General features: G+C 61.8%; 10 protein-coding genes and 2 pseudogenes. 9 read left to right on the forward strand and 3 right to left on the reverse strand.

Annotated features, from left to right (window positions below; genetic code table 11):
* The 3 genes from CGA21_RS23925 to CGA21_RS23935 all read left to right on the forward strand — a co-directional run bounded on the left by CGA21_RS23925 (position 1) and on the right by CGA21_RS23935 (position 2,634).
* A complete protein-coding gene (locus CGA21_RS23925) occupies positions 1–1,266 on the forward strand; it encodes an ABC transporter permease (RefSeq protein WP_110755050.1) in 1,266 nt (421 codons plus the stop codon).
* Positions 1,267–1,276: 10 nt separating this feature from the next.
* Complete coding sequence (locus CGA21_RS23930) at positions 1,277–1,792, forward strand: DUF3299 domain-containing protein (protein ID WP_020796268.1); 516 nt, start codon at positions 1,277–1,279, stop codon at positions 1,790–1,792.
* A 143-nt stretch (positions 1,793–1,935) separates the two neighbouring features.
* The gene (locus tag CGA21_RS23935) at positions 1,936–2,634 is read left to right on the forward strand and encodes an OmpW/AlkL family protein (RefSeq protein WP_110755049.1); all 699 of its coding nucleotides are present in this window, start codon (positions 1,936–1,938) and stop codon (positions 2,632–2,634) included.
* Positions 2,635–2,796: 162 nt separating this feature from the next.
* Here the strand turns inward: CGA21_RS23935 and CGA21_RS23940 are convergent, their stop codons facing one another.
* Together CGA21_RS23940 and CGA21_RS23945 are read right to left on the reverse strand one after the other, a co-directional pair.
* A complete protein-coding gene (locus CGA21_RS23940; protein WP_188265188.1) occupies positions 2,797–3,726 on the reverse strand; it encodes an NAD-dependent epimerase/dehydratase family protein in 930 nt (309 codons plus the stop codon).
* The gene (locus CGA21_RS23945; RefSeq protein ID WP_110755047.1) at positions 3,719–4,603 is read right to left on the reverse strand and encodes a sugar nucleotide-binding protein; all 885 of its coding nucleotides are present in this window, start codon (positions 4,601–4,603) and stop codon (positions 3,719–3,721) included. The genes CGA21_RS23940 and CGA21_RS23945 overlap by 8 nt, the downstream gene beginning before the upstream one ends.
* Positions 4,604–4,909: 306 nt before the next feature.
* Here CGA21_RS23945 and CGA21_RS23950 point away from each other — a divergent pair, with 306 nt between their 5' ends.
* Positions 4,910–9,214, forward strand: a complete 4,305-nt coding sequence (locus tag CGA21_RS23950) for a DEAD/DEAH box helicase (protein ID WP_188265189.1) — start codon at positions 4,910–4,912, stop codon at positions 9,212–9,214.
* 113 nt (positions 9,215–9,327) lie between these two features.
* On the opposite strand, the gene CGA21_RS23955 is transcribed toward CGA21_RS23950, so the two are convergent.
* Positions 9,328–11,457, reverse strand: coding sequence for a mechanosensitive ion channel family protein (locus CGA21_RS23955; RefSeq protein WP_188265190.1), 2,130 nt, complete (start codon positions 11,455–11,457; stop codon positions 9,328–9,330).
* Between the two features lie 78 nt (positions 11,458–11,535).
* Here CGA21_RS23955 and CGA21_RS23960 point away from each other — a divergent pair.
* The 5 genes and pseudogenes from CGA21_RS23960 to CGA21_RS23980 form a co-directional block, all read left to right on the forward strand.
* Positions 11,536–11,664, forward strand: a pseudogene (locus CGA21_RS23960) (MFS sugar transporter); the annotation flags it as partial.
* 125 nt (positions 11,665–11,789) lie between these two features.
* Positions 11,790–12,716, forward strand: a complete 927-nt coding sequence (locus CGA21_RS23965) for a DUF72 domain-containing protein (RefSeq protein ID WP_188265191.1) — start codon at positions 11,790–11,792, stop codon at positions 12,714–12,716.
* Positions 12,713–13,510, forward strand: coding sequence for an endonuclease/exonuclease/phosphatase family protein (locus tag CGA21_RS23970; protein ID WP_188265192.1), 798 nt, complete (start codon positions 12,713–12,715; stop codon positions 13,508–13,510). Before CGA21_RS23965 ends, CGA21_RS23970 begins: the two co-directional genes overlap by 4 nt.
* A pseudogene (gene clsB / locus CGA21_RS23975) lies at positions 13,507–14,803 on the forward strand (cardiolipin synthase ClsB). Before CGA21_RS23970 ends, clsB begins: the two are co-directional and overlap by 4 nt.
* Entirely contained in the window at positions 14,790–15,776 is a 987-nt protein-coding gene (locus tag CGA21_RS23980) for a lysylphosphatidylglycerol synthase domain-containing protein (RefSeq protein ID WP_188265193.1), read from the forward strand. The pseudogene clsB and the gene CGA21_RS23980 overlap by 14 nt, the downstream one beginning before the upstream one ends.
* The last annotated feature ends 7 nt before the right edge of the window (positions 15,777–15,783 follow it).

Here is a 15,783-nt window from a genome sequence, read left to right on the forward strand (position 1 = left end):
ATGTATCTGTTTCGTCTAGCCATGGCCAGCCTGGCAAATCGCCGTTTCACCGCGATTCTCACCGCGTTCGCCATTGCCCTGTCCGTGTGCCTGCTGCTGGCTGTGGAACGGGTGCGCACCGAGGCCAAGGCCAGTTTCGCCAGCACCATCAGCGGCACTGACCTGATCGTCGGCGCACGTTCCGGCTCGGTCAATCTGCTGCTGTACTCGGTGTTCCGCATCGGCAACGCCACCAACAACATCCGCTGGGACAGCTTCGAACACTTCGCCAACAACCCGAAAGTGAAGTGGGCCATCCCGATGTCACTCGGCGACTCCCATCGCGGTTATCGGGTGATGGGCACCACCGAGGCGTACTTCGAACACTACCAGTATGGCCGCCAGCAACACCTGGAACTGGCCGATGGCCGTGCCTTCGCCACCGATCCGTTCGAAGTGGTGCTCGGCGCCGAAGTGGCCGACGCATTGCACTACAAACTCGGCGACAAGCTGGTGCTGGCCCACGGTGTGGCCGTGATCAGCCTGGTCAAGCATGACGACAAGCCATTCACCGTAGTCGGCATTCTCAAGCGTACTGGCACCCCGGTGGACCGCACACTGCACATCAGCCTCGGCGGGATGGAGGCCATTCACGTTGATTGGCATAACGGCGTGCCGGCCCGTGGCAACGGGCGGATCAGCGCCGATCAGGCGCGCAACATGGACTTGACGCCCCAAGCGATCACCGCATTCATGCTCGGTCTCAACAGCAAGATTTCAACCTTTGCCTTGCAGCGCGAAATCAACGAATTCCGCGGCGAGCCGATGCTGGCGATCTTGCCGGGCGTTGCGTTGCAAGAGTTGTGGAGCTTGATGAGCACCGCGGAAAAAGCCTTGTTCGTGGTGTCGCTGTTCGTGGTGTTGACCGGGTTGATCGGCATGCTCACGGCGATTCTTACCAGCCTCAACGAACGCCGCCGGGAGATGGCGATCCTGCGTTCGGTAGGTGCGCGACCTTGGCATGTCGCGACGCTGCTGGTACTGGAGGCTTTTGCCCTGGCGCTGGCCGGTGTGGTTGCAGGCGTGGCGCTGCTTTACATCGGCATCGCTGCGGCACAGGGTTACGTGCAAGCCAATTACGGCCTGTTTCTGCCACTGGCGTGGCCAAGTGAATATGAATGGACGCTACTCGGTGGCATCCTGATCGCTGCGTTGCTGATGGGCAGCGTGCCTGCCTGGCGCGCCTATCGCCAATCCCTGGCCGATGGCCTGTCGATCCGTTTATGAGGAAGTCGAAATGCCCCGCGCTGTCTTTGCGCTGTTGATGCTGGTCGCCCTGCCATTGTGGGCGGCTGCGCCGAAAGAGCTGACCTGGTCGGAAATGATCCCTCCGGATGCGGCCGCGGAAGTGCCGAACATGACGCCGCTGCATGACCTGTCGAAGATGAGCGATGCACTGGCTGCCGAATCGGCACCGGCCGCGAAGCAGGACATGCCCAACGCGCCGGTGGTCAAGGCCCTCGACGGGCAGAACATTCGCTTGCCGGGCTACATCGTGCCTCTGGAAGTGAGTGAAGAAGGTCGCACCACGGAGTTTCTGCTGGTGCCGTATTTCGGCGCCTGCATTCACGTACCGCCACCGCCGTCGAACCAGATCGTGCATGTCAAAAGCGAAGTGGGCGTGAAGCTCGACGAGCTGTATCAGCCGTACTGGATCGAGGGTGCGTTGCAGGTAAAAGCGTCCACCAGCGAGTTGGCGGATGCCGGTTACCAGATGGAGGCGGACAAGATTTACCTGTATGAATTGCCGTAGGAGCGAGGCTTGCCCGCGAAGAGCCCCTCATAGGTTCCGCAAAAAAAATCTCATCCCACTTTCATTGAGCTGCATCAAAAGACCAAATCGTTAGCCGACTTACCATTGGACATCGAACATTTTTAACGTCCTCTGGAGCCCCCATGAACAAGTCCTTGCTCGGCGCCTCGCTGTTTGCCCTCGCGCTCGCGGCCCCGCTCGCCCACGCTCACGAAAAAGGCGATATCCTCCTGCGTGCAGGCGCGATCACCGTCGACCCGAATACCGACAGTTCCAGCGTCAAGGTCGATCAGGGCCCATTGAGCGGTGCCGACCTGGGCGGCGAGGCGACGCTGAGCAGCGACACACAACTGGGCCTTAACTTCGCCTATATGATCACCGATCACGTTGGCATCGAATTGCTGGCGGCCACGCCGTTCGAGCATGACGTAAAACTCAAGGGCACTGCCCTGAGCGCAGCCAACGGCAAACTCGGCAGTTTTAATCAACTGCCGCCGACCTTGAGCCTGGTGTACTACCCGCTCGACCCCAAGTCCGCGTTCCAGCCCTATGTCGGTGCAGGCGTCAACTACACCTGGATGTATGACGAACACTTGAGCAGCGAAGCGCGCGCCAATGGTTTCAGCAACTTCAAGACCGAAAACTCCTGGGGCGTGGCCTGGCAGGTAGGTGCCGATTACATGCTGACTGACAACATCCTGTTCAACGCGCAGATGCGCTACATCGACATCGACACGCGTGCGACCGTGGAAAACAACGCCATCGCGCCGGGCACCCGGGCACGGGTGAACGTGGATGCGGATCCGTTCATCTACATGGTCGGCCTGGGTTACAAGTTCTAAGCATTCACGTGGTGGTGATGATCGTTCCCCCGCTCAGCGTGGGATGCAGCCAGGGACGCTCCGCGTCCCGAGAGCAGACGCAGAGCGTCCATTGAGGCATTCCCACGCAGAGCGTGGCCGATCTGCAAGCAACAAAAAAGGCGCCTCGACCGGCGCCTTTTTCTATTGTCCCAGCAACCGCGCCAACCCGACACTCAACGGCGTCGGCTCGGGCGCTCTGAAGCGCTCCAGCAAACGCTGGTTGTTGGCGCGTGAATGACGAATATCGCCGGAGCGTGCCGGGCCGTAGCTCACCGGGGGCAGCTTGCCAACGACCACCTCGAGGGCTGCAAGCATTTGCTTGAGACTGGTCGCCTGGTTCCAGCCGACGTTTACCGCGCCGTCTTCCACCTGGGGTTTCTCGATAGCCTGCACCAGCAAATCGACCAGATCTTCGACATAGAGAAAATCCCGCGTTTGCTCACCGTCGCCAAACACGGTGATCGGCAGGCCTTTCTGCGCGCGCTCGCTAAAAATGCTGATCACCCCGGAGTACGGCGAGGAAGGATCCTGGCGCGGGCCGAAGATGTTGAAGAAGCGAAAAATCACCGGTTCCAGCCCATGCTCGCGCCGGTAGAAATCAAAGTATTGCTCGCTCGCCAGCTTGTCCGACGCATAGGGTGTCAACGGTGCCTTGGGCGTGTCTTCACCGATCGACTCGCCTTCGCCATTGTTGCCATACACCGCGGCACTGGAGGCAAACAGCACGCGCTTGACGCCGGCCTGGCGCATGGCTTCGCAGACATTCAGCGAGCCGATGAAGTTGCTCTGGTGGGTCTTCACCGGATCGTCCACCGACGCCTGTACCGATGCCACTGCCGCCAGGTGCGCCACGGCACCGCAACCGGCCACCGCACGGGCGACCAAGGCGGCATCGGCCACGTCGCCGACAATCAGCTCGACCTTGGGATTATCCAGCGGCAGGTTGCTGCGTTTACCGGAAGACAGATTATCGAGAATCCGAACCGAATAGCCCTTGGCGAGCAAGGCATCGGTGAGGTGGGAGCCGATGAAACCGGCGCCCCCGGTAATCAAAACGGGGCAATCAGCCATGACGATAGAACCTGTCCAAAAGACCCGGAAGGGCCGCACGCCAGGCGCGTGGCTTGATTCCGAAGGTGTGCAGAATTTTCTTGCAGGCCAGTACCGCGTGCTGCGGTTCTTCGGCGGCGTCCGGTCGCGCGGCGTGAGCCTGGGCGGTCGGGGCTTCGACAGCCAGCGGATGCAGGGCGCGTGCTTCGGTGAGAATCGCCTGCCCCAAGGCTAGTGGCGTGGTCGCCTCATGCCCGGCGTAGTGGTAGGTGCCCCACAGCGGCGCGCCACAGTCCAGTTGCTTGAGCACCGAAATGATCACGCGGGCCGCGTCGTCCACCGGTGTCGGATTGCCACGGCGATCGTCGGCCATCAACAACTCCTGTGACTGCTCGGCGCGGCTGAGGAAGCGCCCGAGGGTGCCGTCGGGACTGTCATCGAGCAGCCAACCGAAACGCAACAGCACGTGTTGCGGGCAGGTGGCGCGTACGCTTTGTTCGATTCGCCACAATGCCTGGCCACGCAGGCCCAGCGGCTGCGGCTCGTCTTTTTCGCTGTAGGCTGTCGCCCGGGAGCCGTCGAACACGCGATAACTCGAGGGTTGCAGCAAGACGATGTTGTGATGCTGGCACAGTTCGGCCAGGCGCTCGATCGCCCGCTCCTGCCCGGCCAGGCGCTGTTCGCTGACCGTCTCCGCCTGGAACCAGTCAAAGTAGTAGGCGAGGTTGATCAACGCGTCCGGACGGGTGTCGTCGAGCAGTTGCGTCAGGCTCGCGGCATCCCAGCCGTCTTGAGGTGGGCGGGGGGCGAGGAAACCGATGTCTTCCTCCGCACCGAGGCGAATCAGCGCCTGCCCAAGGGCATTTCCGCCGCCCAGTAACATAAGGCGCATTCGCATAGAGTCAGCAGGCCCAGTCTGATTGGAACGATGGCTTAATCGACGGCGCCCGCGGGCAATGTCGTCGATAGTTGCCGGAATCGTTGCATTTTGCGGGTTTAGTGCGCAACCGTCATCCGTAAAGTGTAGATGTCCGAGATTTGTAGTGCAGCTACTGGCCTCTTCGCGAGCAGGCTCGCTCCCACAATGAAATTGTGTACACCGGCCCAATGTGGGAGCGAGCCTGCTCGCGAAGGGGCCGTAAAGGCCAGCAAAGGTCTTGAGCGGTACTTGCATCTTCACTGAGTCACCCGCATAAATCAGACCATGAACCTGCCCATTTCCGCAGACAGTGCCCTGGCCGGCTTCCACCCCGCCGTCAGCGCCTGGTTCAGCAAGACTTTCGCGACGGTCACCGCCGCCCAGGCCCAGGCGTGGCCGCTGATCCGCCAGCGCCGCTCGACCCTGATTGCCGCCCCCACGGGTTCCGGCAAGACCCTCACCGCCTTCCTCGCCGTCATCGACGACCTGGTCCACCGTGGCCTGGAAACCTTCGAAGGCTTGCCTGACGAAACCCTGGTGGTCTACGTTTCGCCGCTCAAGGCGCTGTCCAACGACATCCAGATCAACCTGCAAAACCCGTTGGCCGGCATCAGCGAACAGTTGAGGGTGATGGGCCTGCCCGAGTTGCGCATCAGCACCGCCGTGCGCACCGGCGATACACCGCAAAAAGACCGCGCGGCGATGCGCAAGACCGCGCCGCACATTCTGGTCACCACCCCGGAATCGCTGTACGTGCTGCTCGGCTCCGACTCAGGCCGAAAAATGCTCGGCACCGCACGCACGGTGATCGTCGACGAAATCCACGCCATCGCCGCCAGCAAGCGCGGCAGCCACCTGGCCCTGAGCCTGGAACGCTTGCAGGCGTTGTGCGCCGAACCGCTGGTGCGTATCGGCCTGTCGGCCACGCAAAAACCCATAGAAGCGGTATCGCGCTTCCTGGTCGGCCGCGATCGAGACTGCGAAATCATCGACATCGGCCATGCACGCCCACGAGATCTGGGCATCGAGGTTCCACCCGTGCCGCTGTCGGCGGTGATGGCGAACGATGTCTGGGAACTGGTCTATGACCGTCTGGCCGCCCTGGCCCGCGAGCACCGCACTACGCTGGTGTTCGTCAACACCCGGCGCCTGGCCGAGCGCCTGAGCCGGCACCTGAGCGAACGCCTGGGCAAGGACGCCGTAGCCGCCCACCACGGTAGCCTGGCCAAGGAGTTTCGCCTGGACGCCGAACAGCGGCTCAAGCGCGGCGAGCTGCAAGTGTTGATCGCCACCGCGTCGCTGGAATTGGGCATCGACATTGGCGACGTCGACCTGGTGTGCCAGATCGCCTCGCCGCGTTCGATTGCCGGCTTTTTGCAAAGGGTTGGACGCTCCGGACATCAGGTCGGCGGCACGCCCAAGGGCCGTTTGTTCGCGACCACCCGCGACGACCTGATTGAATGCGTCGCGCTGCTCGACTGCGTGCGCCGGGGCGAGCTCGACACCCTGCTGATCCCCGAGGCACCGCTGGATGTCCTGGCGCAACAGATCATCGCCGAAGTCAGTTGCCAGGAATGGCCAGAGGACGCCTTGCTGGCGTTGTTCCGGCAGGCCTCGCCCTATGCCGCGCTCGACGAAAAACATTATCAGGCGCTGCTGCGGATGCTTGCCGAGGGTTACAACGGGCGGCAGGGTATTCGCAGCGCCTATCTGCACCGCGACGCCGTGAACCGTACCCTGCGCGGTCGTCGCGGCGCCAAGCTGACGGCCGTGACCAGCGGCGGGACGATTCCGGACAACGCCGACTACGCCGTATTGCTGGAGCCGCAAGCGCTGAATATCGGCAGCGTCAACGAAGATTTCGCCGTGGAGAGCATCGCTGGCGATGTGTTCCAGTTGGGCAATACCTCGTACCGGATCCTGCGGGTCGAAACCGGCAAGGTCCGGGTCGAAGACGCTCAGGGCCAGCCGCCGACGATTCCGTTCTGGCTTGGCGAAGCCCCGGGGCGCAGTGCTGAACTGTCGTTTGCCGTAGCGCGCCTGCAGGCCCGACTCGATGAGCTCTTGGGCGCCACGCCAGGCAATTTGCAGCCAAGCCTCGATTGGTTGACCGACAACCTCGGCCTGAACCTGGCCAGCGCCGAACAACTGGTCGAATACCTCGCCCGTGCGCGCCAGTCCCTCGGCGCCCTGCCCTCTCAAGACACGCTGCTGATGGAGCGGTTTTTCGATGAGTCGGGCGGTACGCAACTGATCATCCACAGCCCGTTCGGCAGCCGCATCAATCGCGCGTGGGGCTTGGCCCTACGCAAGCGTTTTTGCCGCACCTTCAATTTCGAATTGCAGGCGGCCGCCAGCGAGGACGCCATCGTCTTGTCGTTGTCCACCAGCCACAGCTTTGAACTCGATGAGGTCTGGCGCTATCTGCACAGCAATAGTGCGCAACACATTCTGATCCAGGCCGTGCTCGACGCGCCGTTGTTCGGTGTGCGCTGGCGCTGGAATGCCGGTGTGGCACTGGCGTTGCCGCGCTATACCGGCGGGCGCAAGGTCGCGCCGCAGATCCAGCGCATGAAAAGTGAAGACCTGATCGCCAATGTGTTTCCCGATCAGATTGCCTGCGTGGAAAACCTGGTCGGCGAACGGGAAGTCCCCGACCATCCGCTGGTGGAACAAACCCTCGATGATTGCCTGCACGACGCCATGGACAGTGAAGGCTGGCTGGCGCTGTTGCGGCGCATGGAGCGCGGTGAGGTCAGCCTGATCAGCCGAGACCTGCCGGCGCCCTCGCCGCTGGCGGCGGAAATCCTCAGCGCCCGGCCATACACCTTTCTTGACGACGCGCCACTGGAAGAGCGCCGCACACAAGCCGTTATCAATCGACGCTGGAGCGAGCCAGAATCCACCGATGACCTCGGTGCATTGGACCTCGAGGCGATTGCCGCCGTGCGCGAAGAAGCCTGGCCGACACCAGGCGGTGTGGATGAAATGCACGAGGCGTTGATGAGCCTGGCGTGCATCACCGAAGCCGAGGCCAGCGCCAACGCCCCGTGGCTCGATTGGCTCAATACCTTGGCCGACAGCGGCCGCGCCTGCCGCATCAGCCATTCACTTTGGCTGGCGCGGGAACGACTGACCTGCCTGCGGGCCATTTATCCACAGGCTGCCTTGATGCCGGCGCTGGAGGCGTTGCCGGGGTTCGATGAACACTGGGAAGTGAACGACGCGGTGCTTGAAGTGATTCGCGCACGGCTCAGCGCGTTTGGTCCATTGCCGCTGCAGGCGATCGCCGAACCGCTCCAATTGCCAGCGACACACGTCACCCGGGCGCTGGCGCTACTCGAACACGAAGGCTATGTGCTGCGCGGCCGGTTCACTCCGGGCAGCACTGAAGATGAGTGGTGCGAGCGACACCTGCTGGCACGGATTCACCGCTATACGGTCAAGCGCCTGCGCCGGGAAATCGAGCCCGTGGCCTTGCAGGATTTCATGCGATTTCTGTTCGACTGGCAGCACCTGTCCAACGCCACCCGAGGCCAGGGCAGCTCGATGTTATCGGCCATCAGTGCTCAGTTCGAAGGCTACCCCGCTGCAGCTTCGGCCTGGGACAGCGACCTGCTGCCCGCGAGGCTCAAGGACTATTCGCCCACCTGGCTCGATGATGCCTGCCGTAGCGGCAAGCTGGTCTGGACCCGGTTGACCGCACGCAACCGCAGCACCGGCACCGCGCTGCGCAGCACGCCGATCGTGTTGTTGCCGCGTCAGCGGGTCGGTCTCTGGAGCGACTTGACCGAGCAGACGCCGGTCAGCGAATTGTCGCCCAAGACACAGAAGGTTCACGCCGCCCTCAGCCAGCACGGCGCGCTGTTTTTCGATGAGCTGATTCACGAAGCCCACCTGTTGCGCACGGAACTGGAAATCGCCCTGCAGGAACTGGTGGGCGCCGGGCTGGTGAACGCCGACAGCTTTGCCGGCCTGCGGGCGCTGATCACGCCGGCCAGCAAGCGCCAGCAACGCAGCAGCCGACGCGGGCGCGGGGCCTTCGTCGGCGGCATGGACGATGCCGGGCGCTGGGCACTGTTGCGACGCCCGGTGGCCGCGCCGGTTGTGGATAACCCGCGGCCGATGCCAACACCCGCTGACACCCTGGAACACATCGCCATGACCTTGTTGCGCCGCTACGGCGTGGTGTTCTGGCGATTGCTCGAACGTGAGGCCGATTGGCTGCCGAGCTGGCGGGAATTGCTGCGCACCTTCCATCGGCTCGAAGCGCGCGGTGAGATTCGTGGCGGGCGCTTTGTCAGTGGCTTGGCGGGGGAACAGTTCGCGCTGCCAGAAGCGATTCCATTGCTGCGCGAAGTCCGGCGTCGGCCCCAGGATGGCAGCCTGATCGCGGTCTGCGGGGTCGATCCGCTGAACCTCGCCGGCACCCTGTTGCCCGGTGCGAAAGTGCCGGCGCTGGCGAGTAATCGACTGGTGTATCGCGATGGTCTGCCGGTGGCTGCGCAAATAGCTGGCAAGCCGTGTTTTTGGCGGGAGCTGGATCAACGGGCTATGGCTGAAGTGCAGAGCAAGCTGATCCGGCATTGATGTTGTCTCATCCGGCCCCTTCGCGGGCAGGCCCGCTCCCACATTGGACCGGTGTACATAAATCCATTGTGGGAGCGAGCCTGCTCGCGAAGAGGCCATCACTGCCAACAAATTTATTGGGGCCGAAGCTGATCCGGCATCAACACCGCCGAATGCCCAGGCTCGGCCACCCCATCATTCACAGGTTCCGCCGCCTTCCTCGGCATCAAGACCTGCTGTGGATAAGTCTGCGCAAAATGCACCTCGGGACTGTTATCCACAAGCTTTTTCAAACGCTGGTTGAATGCCCGGCTTACCGCATACTGCCCTCCCGACACGGTGCGAAATTGTGCCGTCAAGACCACGCCATTGAGGTCCATCTTGTCGACGCCGAACACATCCAGCGGCCCTTGCAGGTTGTACCTGAGGAACGGGTCGTCGCTGATCGAATGCCCGGCTTCGCGAATCAGTTCGATGGCCTTGTCGACATCGGTGTCATAGGTGAACTGCACGGAGAAGAACGCGTAGGCAAATTGCCGCGATTGGTTGGTCACGGCCTTGATCTGGCCAAAGGGCACCGAGTGCACGAACCCTTTGCCGTCGCGCAGGCGCAGGGTGCGGATAGTCAGGCCTTCGACCGTGCCGGCATGCCCGGAATCGAGCACCACCCAGTCGCCGATCGACAGGGTGTCTTCAATGATGATGAACAAACCGGTGATCACATCCTGCACAAGTTGCTGGGAGCCGAAACCGATGGCCAGGCCAATGACCCCGGCACCGGCCAGGAACGGCGCAACATTGATTCCCAGATTGGCCATGGTGGTGATGGCGCAGATCACCACCAAAATGATTTTGATCGCATTGCGCAGCAACGGCAGGATCGTCTTTACCCGCGTACTTGGCTGGCGTGCCCCGCGCTTGTTGAGCGGTGGTTTCAAGGCTTCCTGGATCGCCGTGTCCAGCACGACCCAGACCATCCACGTCACCAGGAAGATCAAGCCGATATGGCTCAACGCGTCACTGATCGCCCGCCCCACCGCATTGCTGACCGCAAAATCGAACAGTGACACGCCCCAGATTCGTCCGAGGATATCGATGAACACGATGGCCATGGCGATACGCAACAACGCATGGGAGAGGCTCAGGAAGCGCTCTTTGTAGGCGCCACTGCGGCGCACATCGGATTCGCTGCGGGACTTGAACAAGTGATGCAACGTAGTACTGAGAAACACCGTCGCGATCAGCAGCACCGTGGTGAACAGCGCGCTGCGCAACACTTGCTGGTTGTCATCGCCAATGCCGATCAAGTTGATGACAGACACCAGCACCATCAACAGGATCGGCCAATACCAGAGCCCGGAAAAAATCCGTAGGGTTTCGCGCAAGGCCGGCTGCGCCCGCCGCTGGGCCAGCGGCAGGATGCGGATGACATGGGCGACCGGACGGCGCATGCGGATCACCAGCAAACCAAAGGCAATCGAGGCGGCGAGCCCGGTCAATACGGCGATGCTGCTGGTGAGGTTGTTACCCAGTTGATGGGCGATCTGCGGACTGGTCAAGGCGTCGCTGAGGGCGACCAGGAAGCCGATCGCGAACAGCGGCCGCGGGCTGTCCTGGCGAATGATCTGCACTGCCCGGCGCTTGTGCCCGACATTGAACAGTACCACCAGGGACATCACCAACGACGCCGCGAACACGCCACTGCTGGTGGCATAGGCAAAACACAACGCCAGCGCCCGACCCGCTGACAAAGCCATGAACTGGCTGGCATAGATCGTCAACGGCAGGCTGATCACCGCAGGGAGACTGTAGGGCAAGACATACCCAAGCAATGCCTGCCCACGCTCTCGACTGAGCAGCAAGCGATGACGGCACAGGCGTTCGGTCAATAACTTGCCGAACATCCACAGCAAGCCGAAGACACCTGCCCACACCGCCGTCAGCAGCAGGAAATCGCCCGCCACGCTCCAGCTCGAGCGGGCCGATGGACGATTGACCAATTGATCCACCTCATCGGCCGCACGATCCGCACGCAGACGCCAGGCGTCGAGCAGGTCCTTGTTGAAATTGAGCTTGTCCTGGATGCCATCGATGCTTGAACTGATGGCGCCCAGCAACCCGCCCTGAACCAAGGGTTCGGGATGTGCCGGCGGTGTGGCGGCGGTGGCCGCTGCCGGCACACCCGGTATCGCCGCCGCTTCCAGTTCCTCGCTGCCGAAGAACAATAGCGCCCCCATTAATATCGCCGTCTTGAGCCTGATCAAGGCATCCGCTCCTTTGGATAGGACTGTAAGGAACTGATCGAGAAATGCCGGACTAGTTCGGTGTCGGCCGGCAAATGCCAAGCGCCGGGCTACGCGCTGATCCTGTCGCGGATCGTCACCGGCCTGGCGCACGGGGTGTTTTTCTCGATTGGCTCGACTGTCGCCACCAGTCTAGTGCCCGAGGAAAAAGCCGCCAACGCGATCGCCACCAAACCGGCCCCTACGGGTATTGCGGTGATGTATGAAATGCATACCGTCCGTAGTCCCACCGAAACTTTCGTCAGCCTCTGGCAGTCATCAAAAGATCAGGGGGCAGTCAGACGGGAGGCGACATGGCGGCGATTCACATTGGCATTTCAGGTTGGCGCTACACGCCCTGGCGGGGGGATTTCTACCCGAAGGGACTGGCCCAGAGGCGCGAATTGCAATTCGCCTCAAGGGCAGTCAACAGCATCGAAATCAATGGGTCGTTCTACGCCCTGCAGCGGCCCGAACGCTATGCCCAGTGGTATGACGAAACCCCGGAGCACTTTGTGTTCAGCGTCAAGGCGCCGCGCTTCATCACCCATATCAAGCGTTTGCGTGACATCCATAAACCCCTGGCGAATTTTTTCGCCTCCGGCGTCCTGGAACTCAGGGAAAAACTCGGCCCGATTCTCTGGCAGTTCCCGCCCAACTTCAAATTCGACGCCGAACTGTTCGAGAGCTTCCTCGAGCAATTGCCCCACGACACGGAGCAGGCCGCTGCCCTTGCCCGCCAGCACGACGCCCATGTGAATGGCCACGCCAGCCTTAAGACAAGCAAGAAAAAGCCCTTGCGCCATGCCGTGGAAATCCGCAACGACAGCTTCATCGATCCGGCATTTGTCCGCCTGCTCAAACGCTACAACACGGCCCTGGTGATTGCCGACACCGCCGGTAAATGGCCCTATCGCGAAGACCTCACCAGCGACTTCGTGTACCTGCGTCTGCACGGTGCCGAAGAGCTCTACGCCAGTGGCTACACCCCTCAGGCACTGAAGCGTTGGGGTGACCGGATCGATGCCTGGCATCATGGTCGGCAACCGGCTGATCCCCACCTGATCGCACCTCGCCTCAAACCCAGGGTGCGAAAGTCTCGAGAAGTTTTCTGCTATTTCGATAACGACATCAAGGTCCGCGCGCCCTTCGATGCGCGCCGTTTGCTGGCACGCTTCGACCTCGACAAAGAGTTGCTCACCGCCCCCGGTGAGCCCGCTGCAGAAGGGGTGCTGCCATGAGTGTTTCCGACCCGGTTGGCACCACCGACGAGCAGGCGACCATCGATACCATGGTGCATCGTTTCACCGTACTGACGGTCAACACCCACAAGGGCTTCACGGCGCTGAACCGGCGATTCATCCTGCCTGAACTGCGCGAGGCGGTGCGCAGTGTCTGCGCCGACGTGGTGTTTCTGCAGGAGGTACACGGCACCCACGAGCATCACCCCAAGCGCTACGACAACTGGCCAGCGATGCCCCAGTATGAATTCCTCGCGGACACCCTCTGGCCGCAGTTTGCCTACGGCCGCAATGCGGTCTATCCGGCAGGTGATCACGGCAACGCCTTGCTGTCGAAATTCCAGATCGTTCGGCACGACAACCTCGACGTGTCCATCAGCGGACACGAGAACCGCGGCATTTTGCATTGCGTATTGCGCCTGCCGGGAGAGGGCCCGGAGGTGCATGCCATTTGCGTCCATCTTGGCTTGCGCGAAACCCATCGCAATGAACAACTCAGGTTGCTACGCCACCGCCTTGAGTCGTTGCCAGGCGACGCCCCGGTGATTGTCGCCGGTGATTTCAACGACTGGCGCCAACGCGCCGATGCCCTGCTCCAGCCTTGTGGTCTGCGCGAAGTGTTCGCCGAGCACCACGGCAAGCCGGCGCGCAGTTTTCCCGCGCGATTGCCGACCTTGCGCCTGGACCGTATCTACGTACGTAACCTCAAGGCCAGCTATCCGCAGGTATTGGCGAACCGTCCCTGGTCACACCTATCGGATCACGCACCGTTGTCGGTGGAGATCGAGCTATGAGCATCCCGTCGATGGAAAAAAACACGCTGGAAAGAACCATTGCCGCGCCGCCCATCAGCGAGCCGGCGGCCGTCGACGTCGAGTACGGTTGGCAAGGCAACAATCGGGTCCAACTGCTGGAAAACGGCGAAGCCTATTTCCCCAGAGTGTTCGAGGCGATGCGCCAGGCCACCACCGAAATCCTCCTGGAAACCTTCATTGTGTTCGAGGACAAAGTCGGTGAAGAATTGAAGGAGGTGCTGATCGAGGCGGCACAACGGGGTGTCCGCGTGACTGCCAGCTTCGACGGGTTTGGCTGCGGAGAACTGACAGCCGATTATCTTTCCGCCCTGAGCGGTGCCGGCGTGCATTTACAGATGTTCGACCCGGCACCCAAGCGCCTGGGCATCCGCACCAACTGGTTCCGACGCCTGCACCGCAAGATCGTGGTGGTGGACGGGACGATTGCGTTCATTGGCGGGATCAACTTCTCCGCCGATCATTTGGCCGATTTCGGCCCCGAAGCCAAGCAGGATTATTCGGTTGAAGTGCAAGGCCCGGCGGTGGCCGACATTCACCACTTTGCCCTGCTGCAATGCGGTCGCCCGGCCCGCGCCAAATACTGGTGGCAACGGCGTCGACAACGGCGTTCGGAATTGGCCGTCACCGATCACGACGGTCAGGTACGACTGGTGTACCGCGATAACGCCGAGCACGCGACCGACATCGAAGAGGTCTACCGCCTGGCGCTGCGCACGGCGCAGCGGCGCGTGGTCATTGCCAACGCCTACTTTTTCCCGGGCTACAGGTTGCTGCGCGAAATCCGCAACGCCGCGCGCCGCGGCGTAGAAGTGCGCCTGATCCTGCAGGGCCAGCCGGACATGCTGGTGGCCAAACTGGCGGCGCGCATGACTTACGATTACCTGCTCAAGTCCGGGGTGAAAATCTTCGAATACTGCGACCGGCCACTGCACGGCAAAGTCGCGCTGGTGGACGAAGACTGGAGCACCGTTGGCTCCAGCAATCTTGACCCGCTGAGCCTGTCGATGAACCTGGAGGCCAACGTGTTGATCCGTGACCGCGCGTTCAACCGCGACCTGTTCGATCGGCTTGAAGAACTCAGCGATAACCATTGCAAGGCCATGTCGGTGGACAAGGCCCCACGCGGGCGCATCTGGCACATGACCGTGGGCTTTCTGGTGTTCCACTTCCTACGCCATTTCCCGGCATGGGCCGGTTGGCTGCCAGCGCACAAACCACGCTTGAAACCGTTCACCCCCACCGACCGGGAGCGATCAACATGAGCCGCACTGAAGCGCACGCGGCGTCCCACGCCGAGCACCCGGCGAAATCGCGCTGGAGTCGTTGGAAAAGACCACTGACAATGCTGTTTTTCCTGGCGTTGATCGTCCTCTTGACGATGTTTGCCCAGCGCATCGAATGGAACGAGGTGCTCGACACCCTGGCCGATTTCAAGGTACGCACCTTGATCATCGCGTCAGGGCTGACACTGATGAGTTTCCTGGTCTACGCCTGCTTCGACCTGATCGGCCGAACCTACATCCGCCAGGACCTGACGTGGAAACAGATCCTGCCGGTGGGGATCATCAGCTACGCCTTCAACCTCAACCTGAGCGCCTGGGTGGGTGGCATCGCCATGCGTTATCGGCTGTATTCACGACTTGGGGTGAGCAAGGCCAACATTGCGAAAATCCTCGGCCTGAGCCTGGCGACCAACTGGTTCGGCTACATGGTGATTGCCGGCGCGGTGTTCAGCAGTGGGCTGGTGCGCATGCCGCCAGGCTGGAAACTCAGTAGCGGCGCGCTGCAAGGCGTGGGCGTTTTACTCTTGCTGGCGAGCGCGGGATATCTCGCGGCCTGCCAGTTTTCCAAACGCCGCGAGTGGGCGATCCGCGGGGTCGAAATCAACTTGCCATCACTGCGCATGGCGGTCCTTCAACTGGCCCTGGGGGCGCTGAACTGGTCGTTGATGGCCGCGGTCATTTTCACGCTGCTACCGAGCAAACTGGACTATCCGCTGGTGCTTGGCGTGTTGCTGATCAGCGCCATCGCCGGGGTCATCACCCACATACCTGCAGGGCTCGGTGTGCTGGAAGCGGTGTTCGTGGCACTGCTGCAACACGAGGTATCCCGAGGCAGCCTGGTGGCGGGCTTGTTGGCGTATCGGGCGATTTATTTCCTGTTACCGTTGTTGATCACGCTGGTGATGTACCTGGTGGTGGAGGCCAAGGCCAAGTCGTTGCGAATATCGAAAGAACCCAAATAATGGGTGG

It is taken from the genome of Pseudomonas sp. PSB11 (genome assembly GCF_014596605.1).
Classification (GTDB): Bacteria; Pseudomonadota; Gammaproteobacteria; order Pseudomonadales; family Pseudomonadaceae; genus Aquipseudomonas; species Aquipseudomonas umsongensis.